Genomic DNA, 21,448 nt, shown 5'->3' on the forward strand with positions numbered 1-21,448 from the left:
AGCCGCAGATGGGATTTGTGTTTCGATGGCTAGTGCGTATTACTTCGGGCCTGATCCTTCTGGGGCTGGCAGCTGTGGCGCTGGTGTATTTTCTGGCCAGCCAGTCGCTGCCGGATTACGATCAGACGGTCGAAGTCACAGGTCTGACCGCCCCGGTCGAGATCGTCCGAGACACCGCCAATGTGCCGCATATTCTGGCCGAAAACGACCCGGACGTGTTCTTTGGGCTGGGATATGCCCACGCGCAGGATCGGCTTTGGCAGATGACCGTCATGCGGCGCACCGCACAGGGTCGGCTGTCCGAAGTTTTTGGGGCTCGGACCGTCCACATAGACAAGCTATTGCGCCGCTTGGACCTGTATGGTCTGGCTCATCGCTCGGTCGATGTGCAGGACGACTACACCAAGGCGGCATTGCGTGCCTATGCCGCCGGGGTGAACGCACGGCTGGCTGAAATCAACGAGGCCGCTTTGGGCCGCGGTGCGCCCGAAATGTTCCTGTTCGACGCCCCGGTTTCCCCGTGGCAACCCGGCGACAGCATCGCAGTGATCAAGCTGATGGGCCTGCAATTGTCCGGCCATCTGAAAGACGAAGTGCTGCGAGCCCGCACGTCGCTGATCCTGAACGATCCCGCCCGGCTGGCAGATATCCTGCCAAATGTGCCGGGCGAAGGCATCGCTGCCCTACCCGAATACGCCGCGTTGTTTCCGGGGTTGCCCCGCTATGCCCAGGGAACGCCAATGCCGGACACACCCCTGTCGCCTTTCCCAAAGCGGGGGCTGGCTGGCGCATCAAACGCGTGGACCGCTGCGCCCTCGCGGTCCGCTAGTGGTGGTACACTGCTGGCCAATGACCCGCATCTGGGCTTTACCGCGCCGGGCGTTTGGTATCTGGCCCGGCTTGAATTGGCCAAAGGCGGCGTAATTGGCGCAACTATCCCCGGTGTTCCTGCCGTCATGACCGGGCGCAGTGACCGTTTGGGCTGGGGTCTGACCTCGTCCTATCTGGACGATCAGGATGTGCATATCGAACAGCTGAACCCCGACAACCCCGAAGAATACCTGACCCCAGATGGATACAAAAATTTCCGCACCCGCCCCTCGATAATTGAAATCAAGGACGACGCGCCCATCACTCTGACCCTGCGATGGACGGATAATGGCCCTGTCCTACCCGGAAGCCACTATGATCTGGAAACGATCACTCCGCCGGGTCACGTCGCATCGTTGTCTTGGACGGCGCTCAGCCCGCGCGACACTTCAATGACGGCTTCGATGGCACTCATGAATGCCGACAACGTGCTTGACGCGATTGCAGCCGGGGAAAAGTACATCTCCCCGTCTCAGAACCTGTCGCTGGTAGACAGAGACACGATTGGCCTCAAATTGATCGGAGCGATGCCCAAGCGCGATATACGCAATCAAAGCCGAGGCCGCATTCCAACACCCGGCTGGCTGGCCGAAAACCTGTGGCAGGGCCGCCTGCCTTATGCCGACAACCCGGAATTCGTGGCCCCTGCTGGCGGCATTCTTGGCAACACCAACAACAAGATCATCGACCGACCTTTTCCCAAGCATGTCTCATACGAATGGGGCGACACTCAGCGCGTGCACCGTTGGGAACGCCTGATGCAATCGCGCGAAGTTCATACCCGTGACAGCTTTATCGAGGCGCAACTAGATACCGTCAGCTTCACCGCACGGTCTCTGCTACCGCTGATCGGTGCCGACCTGTGGTTCACCGGAGCATCCGCCCCCGAAGGCACCCCGGAACGCCAGCGCCAGATCGCCTTGTCACTGCTGGCGGAATGGAACGGAGAGATGAACGAGCATCTGCCCGAACCTCTGATCTACGCCGCCTGGCTGCGGGCGCTGCAAATCCGCCTGATCTCGGACGATCTGGGTCCTCTGGCTGCGGAATACAAACATGTCGAGCCGCTGTTCATCGAACGCGTCTATCGCGACATTGACGGTGCTTCAGTATGGTGTGACGTCCGCCAAAGCGCCCCGGTCGAGACCTGCACCGACATGGCACGGCTGGCGTTGGATGACGCGCTGATCTGGATTTCCGAGAATTACGGCAGCGCGCTGGAATCCCTGCGCTGGGGCGATGCGCATCAGGCCACTCATGACCATCCGGTTCTGGGTACAGTTCCTGTGCTGCGGTTCTTCGTCAACATCCGTCAGTCCACAAGCGGTGGTGACAACACCTTGCTGCGCGGGCGCACCTCGGGCGAAGGCAAGGATCCGTTCCAGAACGTACACGGCGCGGGTTATCGCGGAGTTTATGATTTCGCCGATCCGGACAGTTCGGTCTTTATTACTGCAACCGGCCAGTCCGGGCACTTTTTGTCGCGTTATTATGACGATCAGGCTCAACTGTGGCGACGGGGCGAGTATATCCCTATGTCACTGGACCTCGATCTTGCACGCGCCGCAGCTGTTGGTGTCACCAATCTAATTCCGCGCTAATTTCGACGCTTCGGCAAGACCTTGCCCCTTTTTCGCGCGGTCGTGGACGCAGATGGGTGTTTCGCTTACGATCTGCGAGCCAATTATTTGGGACCGGGGGCACAAATGGCAAGTATTCGGGATAGGTTGAACAACCTCGCGCGCGACTATGCAATCGCCTGGAGTTCGGGCGATCCCGACGCGGTGGCCAGCTTTTTTGCTTCAGACTGTCAGATGAGCATGAACCGGGCCGAGCCACTGCAAGGCCGCGCCGCGATTTCCGAAATGGCCCGCGGATTTCAATCGGACTTCCCTGATCTTGAACTGCGCTGCGACATGATGCGGTGGGCTGGACGCCACGCTATCTTTGTCTGGACCTTCGAAGGTCATCACGCCAAGACCGGCAACCACGTCCTGACACGGGGTTGGGAGGAATGGGATCTGGGCGAAGACCACAAAGTCCTGTACTCGCAAGGTTGGTTTGATGCCGAAGATATGCAGCGCCAGATTGATGGCGCATAGCTTGGCAGGCTGATCCGGTTATTCCGACATGATCGAATATTCTCGCGGGATGCCTTCAGTCACCACAAACCAGACCGACGCCTTTGTCCTTAGCTGATGGGCGTCGAACGCGGCCTGATTTTCGAACACTTCATTGACGTTAAAACGCTCGACAATGTTTGGATCCACGACAACCTCAAAGGACAGGCATCCCGGCTCGGCCCGCGTTAGCACGATATGCTCTGGCAATGCAGCCCGGACCGTTTCCAGCCGGTCCGCGGGCAAAGTGATAAACTCGCGCAAATAGACCTTTCCGTTGCCATCTTGCGCTATTGGTATCCACCTATCGGAAGATCAAAGGGCCGCGAAATGCGCCGCTTGCTTGTCTGTCCACAATACCGTGATTTCAAAACCATCATCGGTCTGCTTTTCGGAACGCACGACATCCTGACGGAACAGCCAAGCACGTTTGTTGCCGTCAGCGAACCCAAGAATCAGCGTTGTTTCGTGTCGGACGCCTTGCAGCTTGGTTGCGATTTCGGCCAGCAGAGGGTCGACTCCCTCGCCGGTCACGGCCGAGATCGCAAAAATCTCGGGGTCGCGGTTCGCTCGTTTGAACGCCGCTTCTCGTTCCTCGTCGTCCAACAGGTCGATCTTGTTCCAGACCTCAAGCCGAGGACGTTCATCGTCAACACCCAGCGAGGTCAGAATGGTTTCGACATCTTGCGCCTGTGCGTCGGTCTCTTCGTGGCTGATGTCGCGCACATGCACAACGATATCCGCCCCCAGAACCTCTTCAAGCGTGGCGCGGAACGCCGCGACCAGTTCGGTCGGCAGGTTCGAGATAAAACCCACCGTGTCCGACAGGATCACTTCGGGGCCGTCCGGAAGCTCAACCCGCCGCATGGTCGGGTCCAGCGTAGCGAACAGCATATCTTTGGCCACCACCTCAGCCCCGGTCAGTCGATTGAAAAGGGTTGATTTGCCCGCGTTCGTGTACCCCACCAAGGCCACAATCGGATACGGTACCTTGGCCCGTGCTGCACGATGCAGGGTGCGAGTCTTGACCACCTTCTGAAGCTGCCGCCGCAAACGCACGAGCTGTTCGTCAATGGCGCGGCGGTCGGCCTCGATCTGGGTTTCACCCGGACCGCCAACAAAACCCAATCCGCCACGCTGACGTTCCAGGTGGGTCCACGCGCGCACCAATCGCGTGCGCTGATAGCTAAGCGCCGCCATCTCGACCTGCAACACACCTTCGCGGGTACGGGCACGGTCGCTGAAAATTTCAAGGATCAAGCCAGTTCGGTCGAGGATTTTGACCTTCCACGCCTTCTCAAGGTTGCGCTGCTGCACTGGCGTTACTGGACCGTCAATCAGCACGAGCTCAACCTCGGCGTCGTGAAAGCGTTCACCAAGTTCTTCGATCTTGCCGCTTCCAAAAAGAAGCCCCGGCTGTGCGCGTTGAAGGCGCACAATATCGGACCCGATCACATCCAGATCGGGCAAAGCGGCGGCCAGTGCCACCGCCTCGGCCAGCGCTGGTTCGGGAACACGGCGCTGTTCATCTGATTTGATATCCGGATGCAGCACCCAAGCCCGGGTGCGCGTCCTGTCATGTTCCATCAAGAGGCGTCTTCGCCCTCATACAGGCTGATCGGCTGCGACGGCATAATGGTCGAAATCGCGTGTTTGTAGACCAGCTGCGACTGTCCGTCGCGGCGCAACAAAACACAGAAATTGTCGAACCAGGTGATGACACCCTGCAATTTCACGCCGTTGATCAGGAAAATTGTAACCGGGACCTTTGCTTTCCGTACATTGTTCAGGAACGCGTCCTGAAGATTCTGTCTGTCCGAAGCCATATTTTTATAATCTCGCCATTGTTCTTGCTACGCGCTGCGGACCAACGCGCTCCCTCTGGCTGAGTATGTAGTGTCGTTAACTGAGTTTCCAGACGAAAAATCAGTCATCAATCCAGATGTTGTTTCTTAGTCCCGCCAGAGGCTTGGCGTAATCAGGGCAATGATTGCCAGTGTTTCCAGCCGACCGATCACCATCGCAGCGCACATTGTTAGCTTGGCCCCAGAGGTCAGGTCCACGATCCGAATGGGAATATCCGTCGCCAATTCGATTAACGGACCTGTGGTACTGAGCGCAGCGACGCTTAGCACCATAGCCTGTTCGAACCCCGCACCGGTCATCGCAAGCAGCAGGTTGAACACAGCCGCCGTCAGCGCGAACATCATCAGGAAGATCCACGCGATAAAGGCGCCATCGCTTTGGATGCGCCGGTTACCACCGCCCGCGCCACTGACGGATGAGGGATAGATCAAGCGGTCAATCTCGCGCGCGCCATTCAGATACAAAGCGAACACCCGCAGCAGTTTGACACCCCCCGCAGTCGTCGCAACGCCACCCCCAATCAGGGCCAGCCCCATCAGGATCAGCCCGGGGGTGCCAAGCCCTGATAGTTGTTGCGCATCATTCCAGTTGGCGCTTTCGAAACCAGCCGTGGTCAAGAAAGACAAAACCGTGAACACCATACCCCAAAGCACGTTCAGCGCTTCGAGCGGTTTAACCGTGCCGCCGATCTCGGCAACGCCGGCCAGAACGCGAAAGAATAACAGAACCGCGACGGCAGCAACAATCATCAGGCCAATACGAAATTCGGGGTCTTTATCCAGCCGCGAATATCCGGTTGTGGCCGTATCCGTAGAGAAAGTCAGGCGGGACAGCGCGAAGAACAGGAACAGGAACAGGATCGCTTCGCCAGTGACACCGGCTTGCGCACCCTCCAACCCTCCGACTGGCGAGATCCCGGACGTGGCCATCGTCGACATGGCATGGCAAACGGCCGTCAGTCCCTGCTCACCCGCGATCAGCAGCAGCAGCCAGATGACCGCCGTTAGGCCTGTATAAACAGGTGCGAGAGTGCGCGTAACCCGGATTAAGCGACCACGCGGATCGACCTTTTCGCTTTGCGCCACACCTGAAACCGGGCGTCCGGGTTGCCCGCGTGCGGTGACTTCAAATCCGCCAAGCGACAGCGGCGCCAGAATCGCGGCCGCGGAAATCCACATAATCAGCCCGCCCATCCAGCCGACCAGCGCGCGCCAAAAGTGCAGCGGAGCGTTCAGACGATCGGGATCCGGAAAGATGTCAGCGCCTGTGGTCGTCAATGCGCTGACCATATCGAAATATGCGTTCAGGAACGTTGTAGTTCCAAGCGCATCATGCAGCGGGATGGCCAGGAACAACGGCAGAACAGTGAAGCACCCTAACAGAACTGCCAACTGTCCCAATGTCCCCCTGCGCGGCACCCGGTTGGACGTCGCCAGCGCAACGCTTCCAACCACAAACAATCCCAGCAAACCAGAATAGAAAAACGACCGCGAGGTGTCGTGGTCATCCAGCGCCAGAGCATAAATCGCCGGCACCCACATCGACAGCGAAAAAACGCCCCAAATCAACAAGAACAACGGCAACCGCCGTACCAGACCGATGCGTTGTGTCTCTGCGCGCATCATCAGAAGAAATCAATCGAGACCTGCATCAAACGCTCGACCTCGGGCACGTCCTTGGCCATGGCAAAGATTGCCACCACGTCCTTTTCTTCGATCCTCAAACTGCCGGTCGGACGAAACAACTCGTCCCCCTTTAGAACGGCACCCACCAGAACACCTTCGGGAAAGTCGATGTCTCGCAGCTTTTGCCCGGCCATTGGAGAGGTAGACAGCACTTCGGCCTCGATCACTTCGGCCTCGGCATCGCCGATGGAATAGACCTGCCGCACCCGCCCATGGCGAATGTGACGCAGGATCGAGCTCACGGTGGTTGCGCGCGGGTTGATGTAGGCATCAATCCCCAACGGTCCCATCAGCGCCACCATGCTGGGATCATTGATCAACGCAATCGCCAGGGCGCACCCTTCTGCCTTGGCGCGAACAGCGGCCAGCATGTTGGCCCTGTCGTCATCCGTAACCGCCAGCATGGCGTCGGCGCGTTCGATCCCGGCCTCTCGTAGCAACGCGGCATCCAGACCGTCACCGTTCAGAACAATCGTGCGCTCCAGCGCCTCAGCCGCCAGTTCGGCGCTATGACGATCTCGCTCGATGACTTTGGACCGCACCCGGCTTTCCCGCTCCTCCAGCGTGCGTGCGACCTCAAGCCCGACATTGCCACCACCGACAATCACCACACGGTCCTGTTTTTTCTGGGTTTTGCCAAAGACCTCCATCGTGCGGTCCACGTCGTTGACGTTGCTAAAGACATAGCATTCATCGCCTACGAACAACTGATCCCCGGATTCCGGCGCGAACAGGCTGCCTTCGCGCCGCACACCGACAACGATCGAGCTGAGCGTCGAAAACAGATCGGTAAGCTGCCTCAGCGGTGTGTTGACCACCGGGCAGTCTTCCTCGATCCGAATGCCCAGCAACTGGGCTTTGCCGTCCATGAACATTTCAGTATCAAATGCCGAAGGCGCGGACAGTCTGCGCATGGCTGCAGCTGCAACCTCGCGTTCGGGGCTGATTACCACGTCGATGGGCAGGTGATCGCGGCGGAACAGGTCGGAATGGATCGCCTGCAAATAGGACTTGGACCGCAGACGGGCGATCTTTCGCTGAATTGAAAACACCGAGTGCGCCATTTGACAAGTGACCATGTTCACCTCATCCGAATGGGTCGCAGCAATGATCATGTCCGCATCGCGGGCTCCAGCCCTGCTCAAGACATCTGGATAGCTGGCAAAGCCTGCGATCCCCTGCACATCCAGTGTTTCGGTTGCGCGGCGCACCAGATCTGGGTTGTTGTCCACCACTGTTACGTCGTTCAGTTCGCCCGAAAGGTGCCGTGCGATTTGCCAACCCACCTGACCCGCACCGCAAATGATGACCTTCATGTTTCTGGCCCTTCTGCCTGAATTCTTTGAATGACAGATGCCCCCATAGCGGTCAATTGAATTGTCATGCTGACGAAGCTAAGGCAAGATAAGCCCATGAAATCAGTGCTTCGTTTACTTATTCCAATGATGGCCCTGTCCGCGTGCGAAGGCCCACTGTCAATGTATTACCGCGAAGGTGAAAGCGTATCGCGCCTACAGGCCGAGACCACGCAATGTCAGGTTCAGGCCGTAAATGAGGTGCCGGTGGCCAATCAGGTCCGGCAAAGCCCGCCCACCTACTGGCCCGGTCGCACCTATTGCGACGGTCGGGGACACTGCTATCGCTCGCCCGGATGGTGGCAACCCGGGCGTGTCTATACTGTAGACGTGAATCAGGGCCTGAGAAATCAGGTTGAGGCGCAATGCATGGCCCAAAAGGGCTTTCGCCCGGTTAGCCTGCCCCCCTGTAAGCAGAACGAGAAATCACGGGTGCCTGCGGCTGCAACGACGAAACTGCCGCCACTGACCACTCAGTCCTGCTTTGTTAAGTTCGACAACGGATCGATCCAGATCATCAACCCTGTCTAGGCCGGGTAAAGGCCCGGCGGATTATTCCGCCGGTTCCGGTTCGTCCAGTTGCGCCACCCGCGCGCCGGATTTGTTCGAGGTGACAACTCCCAGCGACTTCAGCTTGCGATGCAACGCGCTGCGCTCCATCCCGACAAAGCTGGCGGTGCGACTGATGTTACCGCCAAACCGGTTGATCTGGGTCAGCAGATATTCCCGCTCAAACGCTTCACGCGCCTCGCGCAGCGGCAACGTCGCCAGCGCACCGGACAAGACCACACGGCCTGTTTCGTCGGATTTTTCTTCTTCGGCAGGCAGTTCTTTTGCCTCGATCGGACCCGATCCGTCGCCCAAAATCAGGACACGCTCAATCAGGTTTTTTAGCTGACGCACATTGCCAGGCCAGGTCATCGTCTGCAGAAGAGCCACCGCCTCTTCCGAGATTTCGCGCACCGTAAGGCCTTGCGTTTCATTACACATCTCAATGAAATGCTCTGCCAGAACTGGGATGTCCTCGCGCCGTTCCTCAAGCGATGGCACCGCAATCGGCACCACATTCAGACGGTGGTACAACTCTTCGCGGAAGCGATCGGCCGCGATTTCCTCTTCCAAATCCCGGTTTGTCGAGGAAATCACCCGCAAATCGACCCGCACTTTGTCCGAACCGCCGACGCGCTGGAACTGTTGATCAACCAGCACTCGCAGGATCTTGGACTGCGTGCCCAATGGCATATCTGCCACCTCGTCAAAATACACTACACCGCCATGCGCTTCTTCAAGCAAACCGGATTCAATCCCGCGTTCCGAGGTTTCGCGACCAAAAAGCACTTCTTCGACCCGCTCAGGCTCGATCCCGGCGCAGTTTACTGTCACAAATGGAGCGTTGGCACGGTTGGAATGCGCGTGAATGTAACGCGCGGCAATTTCCTTGCCGGACCCGGCCGGACCGCTCAGCATTATGCGACCGTTGGATTTGGTGACTTTGTCTAGCTGGCTCTGCATGGCACGGAACGCCGCGGATTTGCCAATCATATCCGAATTGGTGACTTCCTTGCGCTTCAGCGAGGCGTTCTCGCGGCGCAATCGAGAGGTCTCCATCGCGCGGCGGATAACCACCATCAACTGGTCTATATTAAAGGGCTTTTCGATAAAGTCATACGCCCCCTGCTTGATTGCCGCCACCGCGATTTCAATATTGCCGTGGCCGGAAATGATCACCACCGGCACGTCAGGGTTGTCGCGCTTGACCGCTTTGAGGATGTCGATCCCGTCCATGCGGCTGTCCTTCAGCCATATATCCAAAATCAACAGCCCCGGCGGTTCGGAATTGATCTCGGCCATGCACTCATCCGAGTTGCCAGCCAGCCGGGTTGAATAGCCTTCGTCCTCCAGAATGTCGGACACCAGTTCGCGAATATCGCGCTCGTCATCTACGATCAGAATGTCACTCATCTTTGGCCTGCTTTCAGTTTGATAGTATGAATTGCCTGCTTTTGTGGCGCTGAGGTCGGGGCCAAGTTCCCCTTCGGCATCCGGATCACGGCCATTGCGCCAAAATGGTCCTGTCCGTCGAATAGAGGCGCATCTTCCAGAGTAAGCGCCCCGCCGTGTTCTTCGATTATCTTCTTGACGATGGGCAAGCCAAGCCCGGTGCCCTCGTCCCGTGTCGTCACGTACGGCTCGAACAATCGTGCCCGATCCTCGGGCAGGCCGATGCCGTTATCCGCGATGGTGATGATGGTACCCGCATCATCGCTTGTAACGTCCACTTTGATCTGTGGTTTCAGGTTATCGGGTGGGCCTTTTTGTTTCAGCGTTTCAATGGCCTCGCCCGCGTTCTTGATCAGGTTGGTCAACGCCTGATTCAGCATTGTTGCATCCACATCCGCCATGATTGGATGATCCGGCAGAGTGGCGTCAATCTGAACATCCGGCTGACCGGCCTGCTGTAACAGAACCGCCTCGCGGACCAATCCAACGATGTTTTCCTCGCGTCGGTCGGGCTCCGGCATCCGTGCAAATTTCGAAAACTCATCTACAATCCGCCGCAGATCATTGGTCTGCCGCACGATCACATCAGTCATGGATTCGAGGCTGTCACAATCCTCTTCATCCAGCTTGCGCGAGAATTTCCGCTTGATCCGTTCGGCGCTCAGCTGGATTGGGGTTAGCGGGTTCTTAATCTCATGCGCAATCCGTCGGGCAACATCGCCCCAAGCTGCCATGCGCTGCGCGCTGACAAGGTCGGTCACGTCATCAAAGGCAACAACATAACCTTCCAGGCCGCCATCCTCACCGCGACGCGTTGCCATTCGAACCAGCAGAATCTCCAATTGCCCCTTACGGGTGACTTTGATTTCACCCTGAACTGCTTCTTGCCCGCTGTCCTTCAGGCTTTCGAACAGCGGCAAGAATTCGGGTACTGCGATCCCAATCGCGAGTTGGCCCTCGACATGGGACCAGTCCAGTAAGCGTTCGGCCGAGCGGTTTACGAATGTCACACACCCATCTGGGTCCACACCTACTACACCCGACGTCACCGAGCTGAGCACCGAATCGAATAGGCGTCTGCGACGCTCAATCTGTCGAGTGTTCTCAAGAAGAGTGTCTCGCTGCCCTTTAAGTTGCCGGGTCATCTGGTTGAAATAGCGGCCTAACATTGCGATTTCGTCATCGCTGGCCTCTTCTATCACCTGTACGCTCAGATCCCCGGCCCCCACGCGCTGCGCTGCGGTTGTAAGCCGGCCTACAGGACGAGATAGGCGTTCGGCGAACCACATGCCTAAAGACATGGCGGCCAAAATTAGAATCACCGCAAAGCCCAGGTACAACAGACCGAATTCAAAAAGCACCCGGCCCCGTTCGCTTTCCAATTGCTGGTAAAACTGCGCCGTTTCCTTTGTGTCATCCAACAGGGTGAGTAGCTGACCATCCACCTCTCGGCTGACATAAAGATACCTGTCCAGATACGCCCTCAACGGCACCAGCGCCCGGAACTCGCTGTTTTGCCAATCGGCGATGATCAACAATCCTGTATCTGACGCCTCAATAATCTGCTCCGGTGTTGGGGCTTCGTAATTGAATAGATAGGATTGATCGCCCCGAGACTTAATTTCACCACTTCCGTCAATGACATAAGCCTCTCGCAGCCCGCGCTGAATCTGGCCCTGCCCTTGCGCCAGAACCTCGCGCAGCTCTGCGTCTGAGATGAAAAAGTCCACTGACCGCGCATTGTCCAGAAACCTAGCCAATACGATCGCGTCCTGCGTCAGTCCTTCGCGGTGTTCCTGCTCATAGGCTTCGGCTGCCGTCAGAGACGACCCCACCACCTGCCGCACACGATCCGAGAACCATCCCTCAAGACCAATATTCACCGTCAAGCCTGCAAAGATCGCCACCGTTACGGTTGGCACCAACGCTAACAACGTGAAGGCTCCGATCAGTCGCAGGTGCAATCGGGATCCCGCTGATTTTGCGCGACGGGCCGCGATCAGATTGCCCACTTGCCCCAACACAAGCGCGGCGACCACCAGTACATAGACAAGGTCTGCAAGAAGGATTAGGCGCAGCGTAGGTGCGGTTGTTCCCAGATCAAATGGACCGATGACAAGGTAGGTGGCCAAAGCCAGCACAGGGCCTAGAAGAACCAGCCCCAAAGTACCGAAATTGCGCAGTTTTCGGGATTTCCGCCACCGATTGATCGCTGGAATCGGCCCGCTCTGTGCTCGGGTTGCCACCGTCTGCCCTCATTCTGATGTGTCGCTTGCGCGACGTACCGCCATATGTCGTGGTCCTTGCCGGGGGCGAACCCGGATGCCACGGTTTGTGTGGCGATATTACATCAGTTTACGGCGTCGTGTCACCTGAATATCGAGGTCTGTAATCTTTTTGCGCAACGTATTTCGGTTAATTCCCAGAAGATCCGCACATTTTGCCTGATTTCCGCCGGTTGCATCCAGCGCCTGTTCTATCAAGGGTGCTTCGACCTCGCGCAGGATACGTTGATACAGGCCCGGAGGCGGCAACATGTTGCCGTGCAAATCGAAATACCGGCGCAAATGACGCGCGACCGAGGCCGACAATTTTTCACGTTCACCATCGCCCAGAACCGGTTCAGCCTCTGGCTGACTGCCCAATACCATTTCCACCTCGGCGCGGGTAATTTCATCTGCACGGCTGGTAAGGCTCAGACGGCGGATGGCGTTTTCCAATTGTCGCACGTTGCCCGGCCAGGAATAACGGCGAACCAGTTCCACAGCCTCGGGGCTAAGCCAGCGTTTTGTGCCTTGCTCACGCTCCTCGCGCGCTAAAAAGTGATCGGCTAGCAAGCCTATGTCATCTACCCTCTCGCGCAGCGACGGTACATGCACCGTCGCGCCGCACAGGCGGTAATACAGGTCCTGCCGCACCTGGCCGCTTTCCATTGCCTCAGTCAGGTCGGATTGGCTGGTGGCCATAAAGCGGGGCACATGATCGCCGGGCGCGTCCATCATGCGCACAAGACGGGCCTGCAATTCATCATCAATATCGGTAATTTCATCAATGAGCAGCGTCCCGCCCCGCACCCGTGCCATGACGCGCGCAGGCCCCTCAAGATCACGCAATTCCGCAGCGGCAACTGTCACAAAGGGCAAGGTACGGCGATCCGAGAAATCATGAATAGCCCTTGCAATCAATGATTTGCCAGTCCCACTTTCACCAGAGATCATCACAGAAATATCGGTGTTCATTACCCGCGCCACCAAGCGATACAGGGCCTGCATCACCGATGTTCGCCCAACCAGTGGCAGCTCTTCTGGCCGACCCTCAGATACATCAACTGCTTCGGTCTGCACGCGTTGTTTCTGTTCCAGCGCGCGTGCGGTTCGTTTCATCAGATCGGGCAGATCGAAAGGTTTGGGCAAATAGTCGTAAGCGTCCGCCTCGGCGGCCTGAATCGCTGTCATAATCGTGTTCTGGGCTGAGATTACGATAACGGGCAAACCGGGACGATCTTCGGCAATCTTCGGCAGCATCTCCAGCCCGTTGCCATCCGGCATGACCACGTCCGAGATCACCACGTCCCCCTTGCCCTCGCCAACCCAGCGCATCAACGTCGTCAGCGAGGAAGTAGCATGCACTTTGCACCCGGCCCGTGTCAGGGCCTGTGTCAGAACGGTGCGGATCGTGCGGTCGTCATCTGCGACCAGTACTGTGCCATCCATCGGGTGCTCTCCTTACAATTCTTGTCCCGGCCCTGTTGTCTTATTTTGTTTCACTCGGCGCTCGACGCAGCGAAATGCGGAACACTGTGCGACCCGGCACCGAGTCGGCGGAAATCCAACCGTCATGGTCCGAGATAATCTTGCTGACCAGCGCCAGCCCAAGCCCTGTGCCGTTTTCCCTGCCAGATACAAACGGGTCGAAAATTTCACTGCGAATTTTTTCAGGCAGGCCGGGTCCATCATCGATGATCTCGATCTGAAGCGGCATGGAATGGCCCGACCCGTCACTGCGGCGCAAGCGGAAGGAATGTTCGAAATAGGTCCTCAGTCGGATCGTTCCGCCTTTGGGACCGGCGGCCTCCGAGGCGTTCTTGAGCAGGTTCAGCACCACCTGAAGAAACTGATCCGGGTCGCCAAAGGCCAGCGGCAGCGAGGGATCGTAGTCTTCGACGATGTTCATATTCGCACCAAAACCCAACAGTGCCGAGCGCCGAGCGCGATCCAGAACATCGTGAATGTTGACCGGCCTGAAATCCGGCTGCGACAGGTTTCCGAACTGCTCGACCTGTTCCAACAGCTTCACGATACGGCGGCTTTCAGCCACAATAAGGTCAGTTAACTCAAGGTCTTGCTGCGGGATATTCATGCTTAGCAGCTGCGCGGCACCGGTGATCCCCGCCAAGGGGTTTTTAATCTCATGCGCCAGCATCTCGGCCATGCCGATTGCTGACTGTGCTGCCGATTTAACTGTGTTGCCACGCGTCATTCGCCCTGCCAACTCGCGCGGGGAAATGGTCATGATCATCGACCCCGGGTGCCCGATCAACGGAGCGATCTGCAGCGCACATTGCAGCGGTGCGCGGTTACCTGAACCAGCATCCACGTCATTCACGAACAACGGTGTCCCCTGCTCGCGGGCGCGTAAAAACGCCTCTTCCAACGGCGCATCCACGGCAATCTGATCCCAGACCGGCTGCCCGACAACGGCCTTGTGCGAGGCATTCAAGAACCCTTCGCCAGCCGAGTTGACGTCTGAAATACGATCCTCGGCATCGATGATGAAGGCCGGGACCGGAAGCGAGGCCCAAATGCTCTGATCCGAGGTCATGCCGCCACTTCCGTATCGCGGGTCAGCGCATCCCCCAACAGGCGCAGCACTTCTTCGGTATCGCGAGAGGTCAGAACGGCGCGACGCAATCCAGCAGGTGTACCGGCCTCATCCATATACCAACCCAGATGTTTGCGAGCGACGCGTAAACCCAGATCAGTTCCGTAGAACTCCAGCATGGTCTGGTAGTGATCGCGAACCATCGCAGTCAGATCGTCGCCTTGGGGAATCTCGGGTGCGCTTGAGCCGTACAAGTCGTGGCAAATCTGTGCCAGCAGCCACGGCTTGCCCTGTGCCCCGCGCCCGACCATGACCCCATCCGCACCGGACTGATCCAGCGCTTTGCGTGCGGCGTGCGTGTCAACGATGTCACCGTTCGCGATGACCGGGATCGACACAGCCTCTTTGACCGCCCGGATTGCCCGCCAATCAGCGTTGCCTTTGTAGAACTGACAGCGTGTGCGCCCGTGGATCGTGACCATACAGATGCCCGCATCCTGCGCCCGTCGCGCCACGTCAGGTGCATTCAACAGGCTGTCATCCCACCCCAACCGGGTTTTCAGGGTCACCGGAACATCGACGGCCTCGACCACCGCTTCGATCAGCGTCAGCGCGTGATCCGGGGTTTTCAACAGAGCTGAGCCGGAATAGCCGTTCGTCACCTTTTTGGCCGGGCATCCCATGTTGATGTCGATGACTCGCGCACCGCGGTCTGCGACTTGCCGGGCAGCTTCGGCCATCCAATACGCTTCACGTCCTGCAAGTTGAACGGCTGTATTTTCGACATTGGCAGATAATTCCGCACGTTCCCGCACACCGGGCTTGGCCTGCACCATCTCCTGGCTGGCGACCATCTCGCTCACGACCATGCCTGCGCCAAAGCGCATTACCAGATCGCGGAATGGCCGGTCGGTGATTCCGGCCATCGGTGCCAGCATGACAGGCGGGTTTTGGTCTTTGTCAGCGAGTGGCAGAGTCAACGTGCTTAATCCTTGGGCAGTTGCGGGTTTGATATCGAATTCAGCGCATATGAACAACAAATCAGCGGCAAACAAGCCTGCAAAATCATCACTTGCCCATTTTTTAGGCATGTTTACGCAGGTGATTGCCTCTGCATTCACCGCGCCCTAAACAAAGTCTCGAACCACCGGAGAACACGCCCCCATGACCACAGCTGCAATAATCGTCGCCGCAGGACGTGGGTTACGTGCTGGCGGGGGAGTGCCAAAGCAGTGGCGCCCATTGGCTAAACGTCGGGTCTCGGACTGGACGATTGACCGGTTCCAGGGTGAGGCCGACCATATCGTACTCGTGCTATCCCCAGATGATCGCGACGCCTGGGCTGAATTTGACGACACGGCCCTGATCCTGACCAAGGGCGGCAGCGACCGGGCGAGCTCTGTGCGCAACGGGCTTGCGGCCCTTGCCGGGCTCGAAATCCAACAGGTTCTAATTCACGACGTTGCGCGCCCCTGTGTCAGCCAGCATACCATTCAAAAAGTGCTGGCCGCGCTGGAAACTCATAAGGCCGCCGCGCCGGGTTTACCGGTTACCGATGCGCTTTGGACGGGAGATGGTACCGTCGTAACCGGAACGCAGGACCGAACCGGCCTGTTCGCAGCGCAGACTCCGCAGGGCTTTCGCTATGACGCGATCGTCGCAGCCCATGCCTCCCATCCAGGGGGGGCCGCCGATGACGTAGAGGTCGCCCGCGCCGCAGGGATTGAAGTGGCGATGGTGCCGGGCGATGCGGACAATATCAAAATCACAAGACCCGAGGACTTTGCCCGGGCAGAACGCATATTGGGAAAGAACATGGATGTAAGGCTGGGCAACGGGTACGACGTGCATCGGTTTGGCGACGGAGATCACGTGATCCTGTGTGGCGTGAAGCTGCCGCATGATCGCGGCCTGCAAGGGCATTCGGATGCGGACGTAGGCATGCACGCTGTCACCGACGCCATCTATGGTGCGTTGGCTCAGGGCGATATCGGCCAACATTTCCCGCCCTCGGACCCGCAGTGGAAGGGGGCGGCCAGCGAGATCTTCCTGCGCCACGCAGTCGATTTGGCCGCACAGATGGGTTACCGGATTTCGAACGTCGACTGCACGCTTGTCTGCGAATATCCCAAGATCGGCCCGCACGCAGCCACCATGCGGGATGAGATGGCGCGGATCATGGACCTGCGCACCGATCAGGTCTCGGTCAAGGCAACTACGTCGGAACGACTGGGCTTTACCGGTCGCAGTGAAGGGATTGCCTCGGTCGCCACAGCTTGCCTGGTGAAATCATGACAGCCGCGCGTCTGATCGGAACCGTCTGTGGCGTCGGCTACCTGCGCCCGGCTCCCGGAACGTGGGGATCACTGGCCGCCCTGCCCCTGGCTTGGGTTCTGCATACAGTGGGCGGCTTTCCGTTACTGGTCATCGCCACAGTCGCCGTATTCCTGAGCGGCCTCTGGGCTACCCGCGTGATGACTGAGGGCAAGGATAATCACGACCCGTCAGAGATCGTCATCGACGAAGTCGCCGGACAATTCATTGCTCTGTGGGCCATCTCTTATCCTTCGTGGGCGCACGGGATCGAGATCACGGCGTTGTGGCCCGGCTGGATCGCCGGGTTCGTCCTGTTCCGTCTGTTCGACATCACAAAGCCCGGCCCTGTTGGCTGGGCCGACCGGCGCAATGACTCGATGGGTGTGATGCTGGATGACGTGATTGCAGGCGTCCTTGCCGGGATCGGCGTGCTGATCCTTGCAGGCATTTCTCATGGAGTTCTCGGCCTATGACCGTCTCTGACTTACTCGACCGCGCAAAAGCGCAGGGGGTGATGATCGCGACAGCCGAAAGCTGCACTGGGGGCTTGGTCGCGGCTGCACTGACCGATATTCCCGGCAGCTCTGCCGTGGTTGATAGGGGTTTCGTCACCTATACCAACACCGCTAAGCAGCAGATGCTTGGCGTTGGCGCGGGTACGTTGCAGACACATGGCGCCGTTTCCGAAGAGGTCGCGCGCGAAATGGCCGAAGGTGCGCTGCTGAATTCAGACGCGCATCTTGCAGTTTCAGTAACCGGCATCGCAGGCCCAGGTGGGTCCGAATTCAAGCCCGAGGGGCGGGTTTGCTTTGGTCTGGCCGCCAAAGGCGTGCCGACCGCGACAGAAACCGTAGAATTCGGCGCGCTTGGCCGCGACAACGTTCGTAAGGTTGCTCGGGACCATGCGCTGACTATGCTTTCAAACGGCCTTTTCATCCTCGCTCAAACATAGGGTGGCTCGGTCCGTTATGCGGGCTGGTTACAGTGGGTTTTTTTCGTCAGTTGTCATAATTGTGTTGATCAAGACGGTTGCGCTGAGCACAACGCTTCGCGTAGACGCTGACGCCGAGATGCACGGGCTCGATCTCGAGGTCCAAGACATGCGATATGAGCAGCTAAGCCCACCTTGGCTGCGCATGCCCGCAAGGGCAAAAGCGGACCTCTTACAGGTCCGCTTTTCTTTTGGACAATCCCCTCTCGACACCGGGGGCGCAGGCGGGCTATCAGCCCACAACGTCAATTTACCTACCGAGGCCGTGTCATGATCCCCAGTTCGTTCCCCGACAGCACCGAAATTGCCCGCCTGACCGCGCGGATGCTGCTGGAGATCAAGGCCGTGCATTTCAATGCACGCGAACCGTTCACACTGGCCAGTGGCCTGCCCAGCCCGACCTATATCGACTGCCGCAAGCTGATCTCGTATCCGCGTATCCGCGCGACCCTGATGGATTTTCTTACTGTCACCGTGATGCGCGACGCAGGCTTTGAAGCGTTCGACAATATCGCTGGTGGTGAGACAGCTGGTATCCCCTTCGCCGCCATGGTCGCTGAACGGATGGCCCTGCCCATGACCTATGTGCGTAAAAAGCCCAAAGGCTATGGCCGTAACGCACGGATCGAGGGCGCAATGTCCGAGGGCGAGCGCGTTCTGCTGGTCGAAGACCTGACTACCGATGGTGGTTCGAAATTGTCCTTTGTGGATGCGATCCGTGAAACCGGCGCGACCTGTGGACATACGGCGGTGATTTTCTATTACGGCATCTTCCCCGAGACTGAAAAAACACTGGGTGACCACGGTGTGCAGCTGCATCACCTTTGCACCTGGTGGGACGTACTGGCAGAAGCGAAGGCGCAAAAGGCCTTTGACGAAGAAACCCTTAGCGGTGTCGAGGCTTTCCTGAACGACCCCCGCGCGTGGCAGGAAGCCAACAAAACTTCATAAACCGCCTGTGTATAAGCTGGGGGTAACTCTGACCAGAATCGCCCCCAGACCTCTTGCATCTAGTGGCCACCTTCATCACGCACGCAAAATGTTGCGTGGAGCGGCGTTTTTTGGCAGAGTTGTCCAAAGTTATCCCAAGCTGAAGCCAAGTTATACGCGACTTATCTTCAGACATTTACAGATGGCCCAAGCGGGGTCTGATTGATTAGAACTGCCGCAGGGCAGCGGGGACAAAATGAACGAGATAAGCAGTATCGAGCAGGCAGCGGCGCAGATTCAGAACGCCGAAACCATGCCGCACTCCATCGAAGCTGAACAACAGCTTTTGGGTGCGATCCTCACCAATAACGATCTGTACGACCGGGTGGCCTCGATCATCGGGGCCGAGCATTTCTATGATCCGGTCCATGCCCGCATCTACGAGGTCGCAGCCAATCGCATCGCCAAGAATGCGCTGGCCTCGCCTGTAACGCTGAAATCCTTCATGGCCGAAGACGAAGGCCTGAAGGAACTGGGCGGTCCGGCCTATCTGGTCAAACTGGCCGGGGCCTCGATCAGCGCCTTTGCGGTGCATGACTACGCCCAGATGATCTATGACCTAGCTATTCGGCGCGAGCTGATCCGGCTGGGCCGGGACATCTCGGACAAAGCGGCGCGGGTCGACGTCAGCAGCGAACCAAAAGAACAGATCGTAGAGGCCGAGCAACAACTCTATCAACTTTCCGAGCAGGGCCAGACCGAACAGGGATTTCAATCCTTCCTCAAGGCGGTCACAGAAGCCGTTAATGTCACCAACGAAGCATATCAGCGTGGTGGCGGCATGGCGGGTATTTCCACCGGTCTGGCCGACCTGGACAAACAGTTGGGCGGTTTGCACCCGTCTGACCTGATCATTCTGGCGGGACGTCCGTCGATGGGTAAAACCTCGTTGGCGACAAACGTGGCGTTCAACGTGGCCAAAGCGTACAAACGCGGCACCAAGCCCGATGGCACCGAAGGCGCGATTGATGGCGGTGTGGTCGGGTTCTTCTCGCTTGAGATGAGCGCCGAACAACTCGCGGGCCGGGTTCTGGCCGAGGCATCCGAGATTTCCAGCCACAAGATTCGTCAGGGTGATATGACGGAATCCGAATTCCGCCGGTTTGTAGACGCGGCAAAGGAATTAGAGGCCTGCCCGCTGTTCATCGACGACACCCCAGCCCTGCCAATCTCGCAGCTGGCCGCCCGCGCGCGGCGGTTGAAGCGGACACACGGGCTGGACCTGCTTGTGATCGACTACTTGCAGCTATGTCGTGGCATGGCCGACAACCGCGTCAACGAGATTGCCGAGATTTCGATGGGTATGAAGGCCATCGCCAAGGAACTGAACATCCCGGTGATCGCGCTGTCTCAGCTGTCGCGTCAGGTCGAAAGTCGCGACGACAAGCGCCCGCAACTGTCTGACCTGCGGGAATCGGGCTCGATCGAGCAGGATGCCGATGTGGTGATGTTCGTGTTCCGCGAAGAATATTACAAGGAACGTGAAAAGCCCGGCGATCACGAACTGGAAAAGATGGAAGAGTGGAAACAGGCGATGGAACGTCTGCACGGGAAGGCCGAGGTTATCGTAGGCAAGCAGCGCCACGGCCCCATCGGCACCGTCGAACTGTCGTTCGAAGCGCAATTCACCCGCTTTGGTAATCTGGTCAAACCCTGGCAGCAAGACGGCCAGATCGAAAGCTACTGACCTACCACAACTCAGGCCTGTCAAATGCGCTTACACAGCGGGACGGGCCAGCAAACGGTTCATCATTGCCACTAAGGGATTGGCCCAACCATCCGTGCGGCATGCTCAGCGGCATGGGCGCTTGGGCAAACGTCTCGGTGATCGGATGAAACCCGGTTTTTCTGTAGTAAGCTGGATCACCATAAGTCACCACGAAATCAACACCCTGCCCGCGCAACTCGTTCAAGCCAAAACGAATCATCCTTTGCCCAGCACCCGCCTTTTGACGGTCTGTCCGTACCGCCACGGGTGACATAAGGAACACCTGACGCACATCCTGATCAAAACGCAAACGGGAAAACAGGATGCACCCCAGCAGTGCACCGCCATCCAACGCCAAAACAGCGCGCAAATCGCGTTCGGGTGTTTTCAAAAGATCCCCGACCAGAGATCCAACCGCGCTCCCTTCTTTTTCCCCTTCTGACTCCGTAAACACACTCCTGAACAGTTCAGGCAATTCGGGCGCGCGGGCCTTGTAGTCGACGGTCAATTCCAGCATCTGCACTCCCTTGTGGCTACGCCGTGATCCCAGGCAACGATACCTCTCGAATACCGGCAAATGATCACTGTGCGAACACAATGACGAGATGTCGCTGGCTATCCAATCCGCTTTTTCCGCCAATATGTTGCGATACCGGCCACAAGCCGCGCAAGAAGGCCTAAATCCACGCAAGAATTGGCGCGTACCCCCTTGACCTGCCGCGATC

Annotated in this window: 19 protein-coding genes; 8 read left to right on the plus strand and 11 right to left on the minus strand. The window is 58.1% G+C overall.

Annotated elements, in window-relative coordinates; all coding sequences use genetic code 11:
- Positions 1–8: 8 nt before the first annotated feature.
- Together ACR0IY_RS03360 and ACR0IY_RS03365 are read left to right on the plus strand one after the other, a co-directional pair.
- Complete coding sequence (locus tag ACR0IY_RS03360; RefSeq protein ID WP_480670427.1) at positions 9–2,471, plus strand: penicillin acylase family protein; 2,463 nt, start codon at positions 9–11, stop codon at positions 2,469–2,471.
- Between the two features lie 105 nt (positions 2,472–2,576).
- A complete protein-coding gene (locus ACR0IY_RS03365; RefSeq protein ID WP_480670428.1) occupies positions 2,577–2,972 on the plus strand; it encodes an ester cyclase in 396 nt (131 codons plus the stop codon).
- Positions 2,973–2,990: 18 nt separating this feature from the next.
- Here the strand turns inward: ACR0IY_RS03365 and ACR0IY_RS03370 are convergent, their stop codons facing one another.
- The 5 genes from ACR0IY_RS03370 to trkA all read right to left on the minus strand — a co-directional run bounded on the left by ACR0IY_RS03370 (position 2,991) and on the right by trkA (position 7,857).
- A complete protein-coding gene (locus ACR0IY_RS03370) occupies positions 2,991–3,254 on the minus strand; it encodes a putative quinol monooxygenase (RefSeq protein ID WP_480670429.1) in 264 nt (87 codons plus the stop codon).
- A 51-nt stretch (positions 3,255–3,305) separates the two neighbouring features.
- Positions 3,306–4,577, minus strand: a complete 1,272-nt coding sequence (gene hflX, locus ACR0IY_RS03375) for a GTPase HflX (RefSeq protein WP_480670430.1) — start codon at positions 4,575–4,577, stop codon at positions 3,306–3,308.
- A complete protein-coding gene (hfq, locus tag ACR0IY_RS03380; RefSeq protein ID WP_010440340.1) occupies positions 4,577–4,816 on the minus strand; it encodes an RNA chaperone Hfq in 240 nt (79 codons plus the stop codon). The genes hflX and hfq overlap by 1 nt, the downstream gene beginning before the upstream one ends.
- 126 nt (positions 4,817–4,942) lie before the next feature.
- Entirely contained in the window at positions 4,943–6,481 is a 1,539-nt protein-coding gene (locus ACR0IY_RS03385) for a TrkH family potassium uptake protein (RefSeq protein ID WP_480670431.1), read from the minus strand.
- Complete coding sequence (trkA, locus tag ACR0IY_RS03390; protein ID WP_480670432.1) at positions 6,481–7,857, minus strand: Trk system potassium transporter TrkA; 1,377 nt, start codon at positions 7,855–7,857, stop codon at positions 6,481–6,483. The genes ACR0IY_RS03385 and trkA overlap by 1 nt, the downstream gene beginning before the upstream one ends.
- A 96-nt stretch (positions 7,858–7,953) precedes the next feature.
- On the opposite strand from trkA, the gene ACR0IY_RS03395 reads away from it, so the two are divergent.
- The gene (locus ACR0IY_RS03395) at positions 7,954–8,427 is read left to right on the plus strand and encodes a hypothetical protein (protein WP_480670433.1); all 474 of its coding nucleotides are present in this window, start codon (positions 7,954–7,956) and stop codon (positions 8,425–8,427) included.
- A gap of 21 nt (positions 8,428–8,448) precedes the next feature.
- Here ACR0IY_RS03395 and ntrX read toward each other — a convergent pair whose 3' ends face one another.
- From ntrX to dusB, 5 genes are all read right to left on the minus strand, one after another.
- Entirely contained in the window at positions 8,449–9,858 is a 1,410-nt protein-coding gene (gene ntrX / locus ACR0IY_RS03400; RefSeq protein ID WP_480670434.1) for a nitrogen assimilation response regulator NtrX, read from the minus strand.
- Positions 9,855–12,143 (minus strand): sensor histidine kinase NtrY-like, encoded by a 2,289-nt coding sequence (locus ACR0IY_RS03405; protein WP_480670435.1) that lies wholly within the window; start codon positions 12,141–12,143, stop codon positions 9,855–9,857. Before ACR0IY_RS03405 ends, ntrX begins: the two co-directional genes overlap by 4 nt.
- A 99-nt stretch (positions 12,144–12,242) precedes the next feature.
- The gene (locus tag ACR0IY_RS03410; protein ID WP_480670436.1) at positions 12,243–13,610 is read right to left on the minus strand and encodes a response regulator; all 1,368 of its coding nucleotides are present in this window, start codon (positions 13,608–13,610) and stop codon (positions 12,243–12,245) included.
- 40 nt (positions 13,611–13,650) lie between these two features.
- Entirely contained in the window at positions 13,651–14,718 is a 1,068-nt protein-coding gene (locus ACR0IY_RS03415; RefSeq protein WP_480670437.1) for a two-component system sensor histidine kinase NtrB, read from the minus strand.
- Positions 14,715–15,656: a tRNA dihydrouridine synthase DusB gene (dusB, locus tag ACR0IY_RS03420; RefSeq protein ID WP_480671122.1), complete on the minus strand. Its 942-nt coding sequence runs from the start codon at positions 15,654–15,656 to the stop codon at positions 14,715–14,717. The genes ACR0IY_RS03415 and dusB overlap by 4 nt, the downstream gene beginning before the upstream one ends.
- A gap of 226 nt (positions 15,657–15,882) precedes the next feature.
- Between dusB and ACR0IY_RS03425 the strand changes: the two genes are divergently transcribed.
- The 5 genes from ACR0IY_RS03425 (at position 15,883) to ACR0IY_RS03445 (ending at position 20,702) form a co-directional block, all read left to right on the plus strand.
- Complete coding sequence (locus ACR0IY_RS03425) at positions 15,883–17,013, plus strand: bifunctional 2-C-methyl-D-erythritol 4-phosphate cytidylyltransferase/2-C-methyl-D-erythritol 2,4-cyclodiphosphate synthase (protein ID WP_480670438.1); 1,131 nt, start codon at positions 15,883–15,885, stop codon at positions 17,011–17,013.
- The gene (locus tag ACR0IY_RS03430) at positions 17,010–17,507 is read left to right on the plus strand and encodes a phosphatidylglycerophosphatase A family protein (RefSeq protein WP_480670439.1); all 498 of its coding nucleotides are present in this window, start codon (positions 17,010–17,012) and stop codon (positions 17,505–17,507) included. Before ACR0IY_RS03425 ends, ACR0IY_RS03430 begins: the two co-directional genes overlap by 4 nt.
- Positions 17,504–17,986 carry a CinA family protein gene (locus tag ACR0IY_RS03435; RefSeq protein ID WP_480670440.1) on the plus strand — a complete coding sequence of 161 codons (483 nt, stop codon included), beginning with the start codon at positions 17,504–17,506 and terminating at the stop codon, positions 17,984–17,986. Before ACR0IY_RS03430 ends, ACR0IY_RS03435 begins: the two co-directional genes overlap by 4 nt.
- 309 nt (positions 17,987–18,295) lie before the next feature.
- The gene (locus ACR0IY_RS03440; protein ID WP_480670441.1) at positions 18,296–18,976 is read left to right on the plus strand and encodes an orotate phosphoribosyltransferase; all 681 of its coding nucleotides are present in this window, start codon (positions 18,296–18,298) and stop codon (positions 18,974–18,976) included.
- 235 nt (positions 18,977–19,211) lie between these two features.
- Entirely contained in the window at positions 19,212–20,702 is a 1,491-nt protein-coding gene (locus ACR0IY_RS03445) for a replicative DNA helicase (RefSeq protein ID WP_480670442.1), read from the plus strand.
- 1 nt (position 20,703) lies between these two features.
- On the opposite strand, the gene ACR0IY_RS03450 is transcribed toward ACR0IY_RS03445, so the two are convergent.
- Positions 20,704–21,240 carry a GNAT family N-acetyltransferase gene (locus ACR0IY_RS03450; protein WP_480670443.1) on the minus strand — a complete coding sequence of 179 codons (537 nt, stop codon included), beginning with the start codon at positions 21,238–21,240 and terminating at the stop codon, positions 20,704–20,706.
- Positions 21,241–21,448: the final 208 nt, after the last annotated feature.

The organism is Ruegeria sp. BC1, assembly GCF_056539305.1.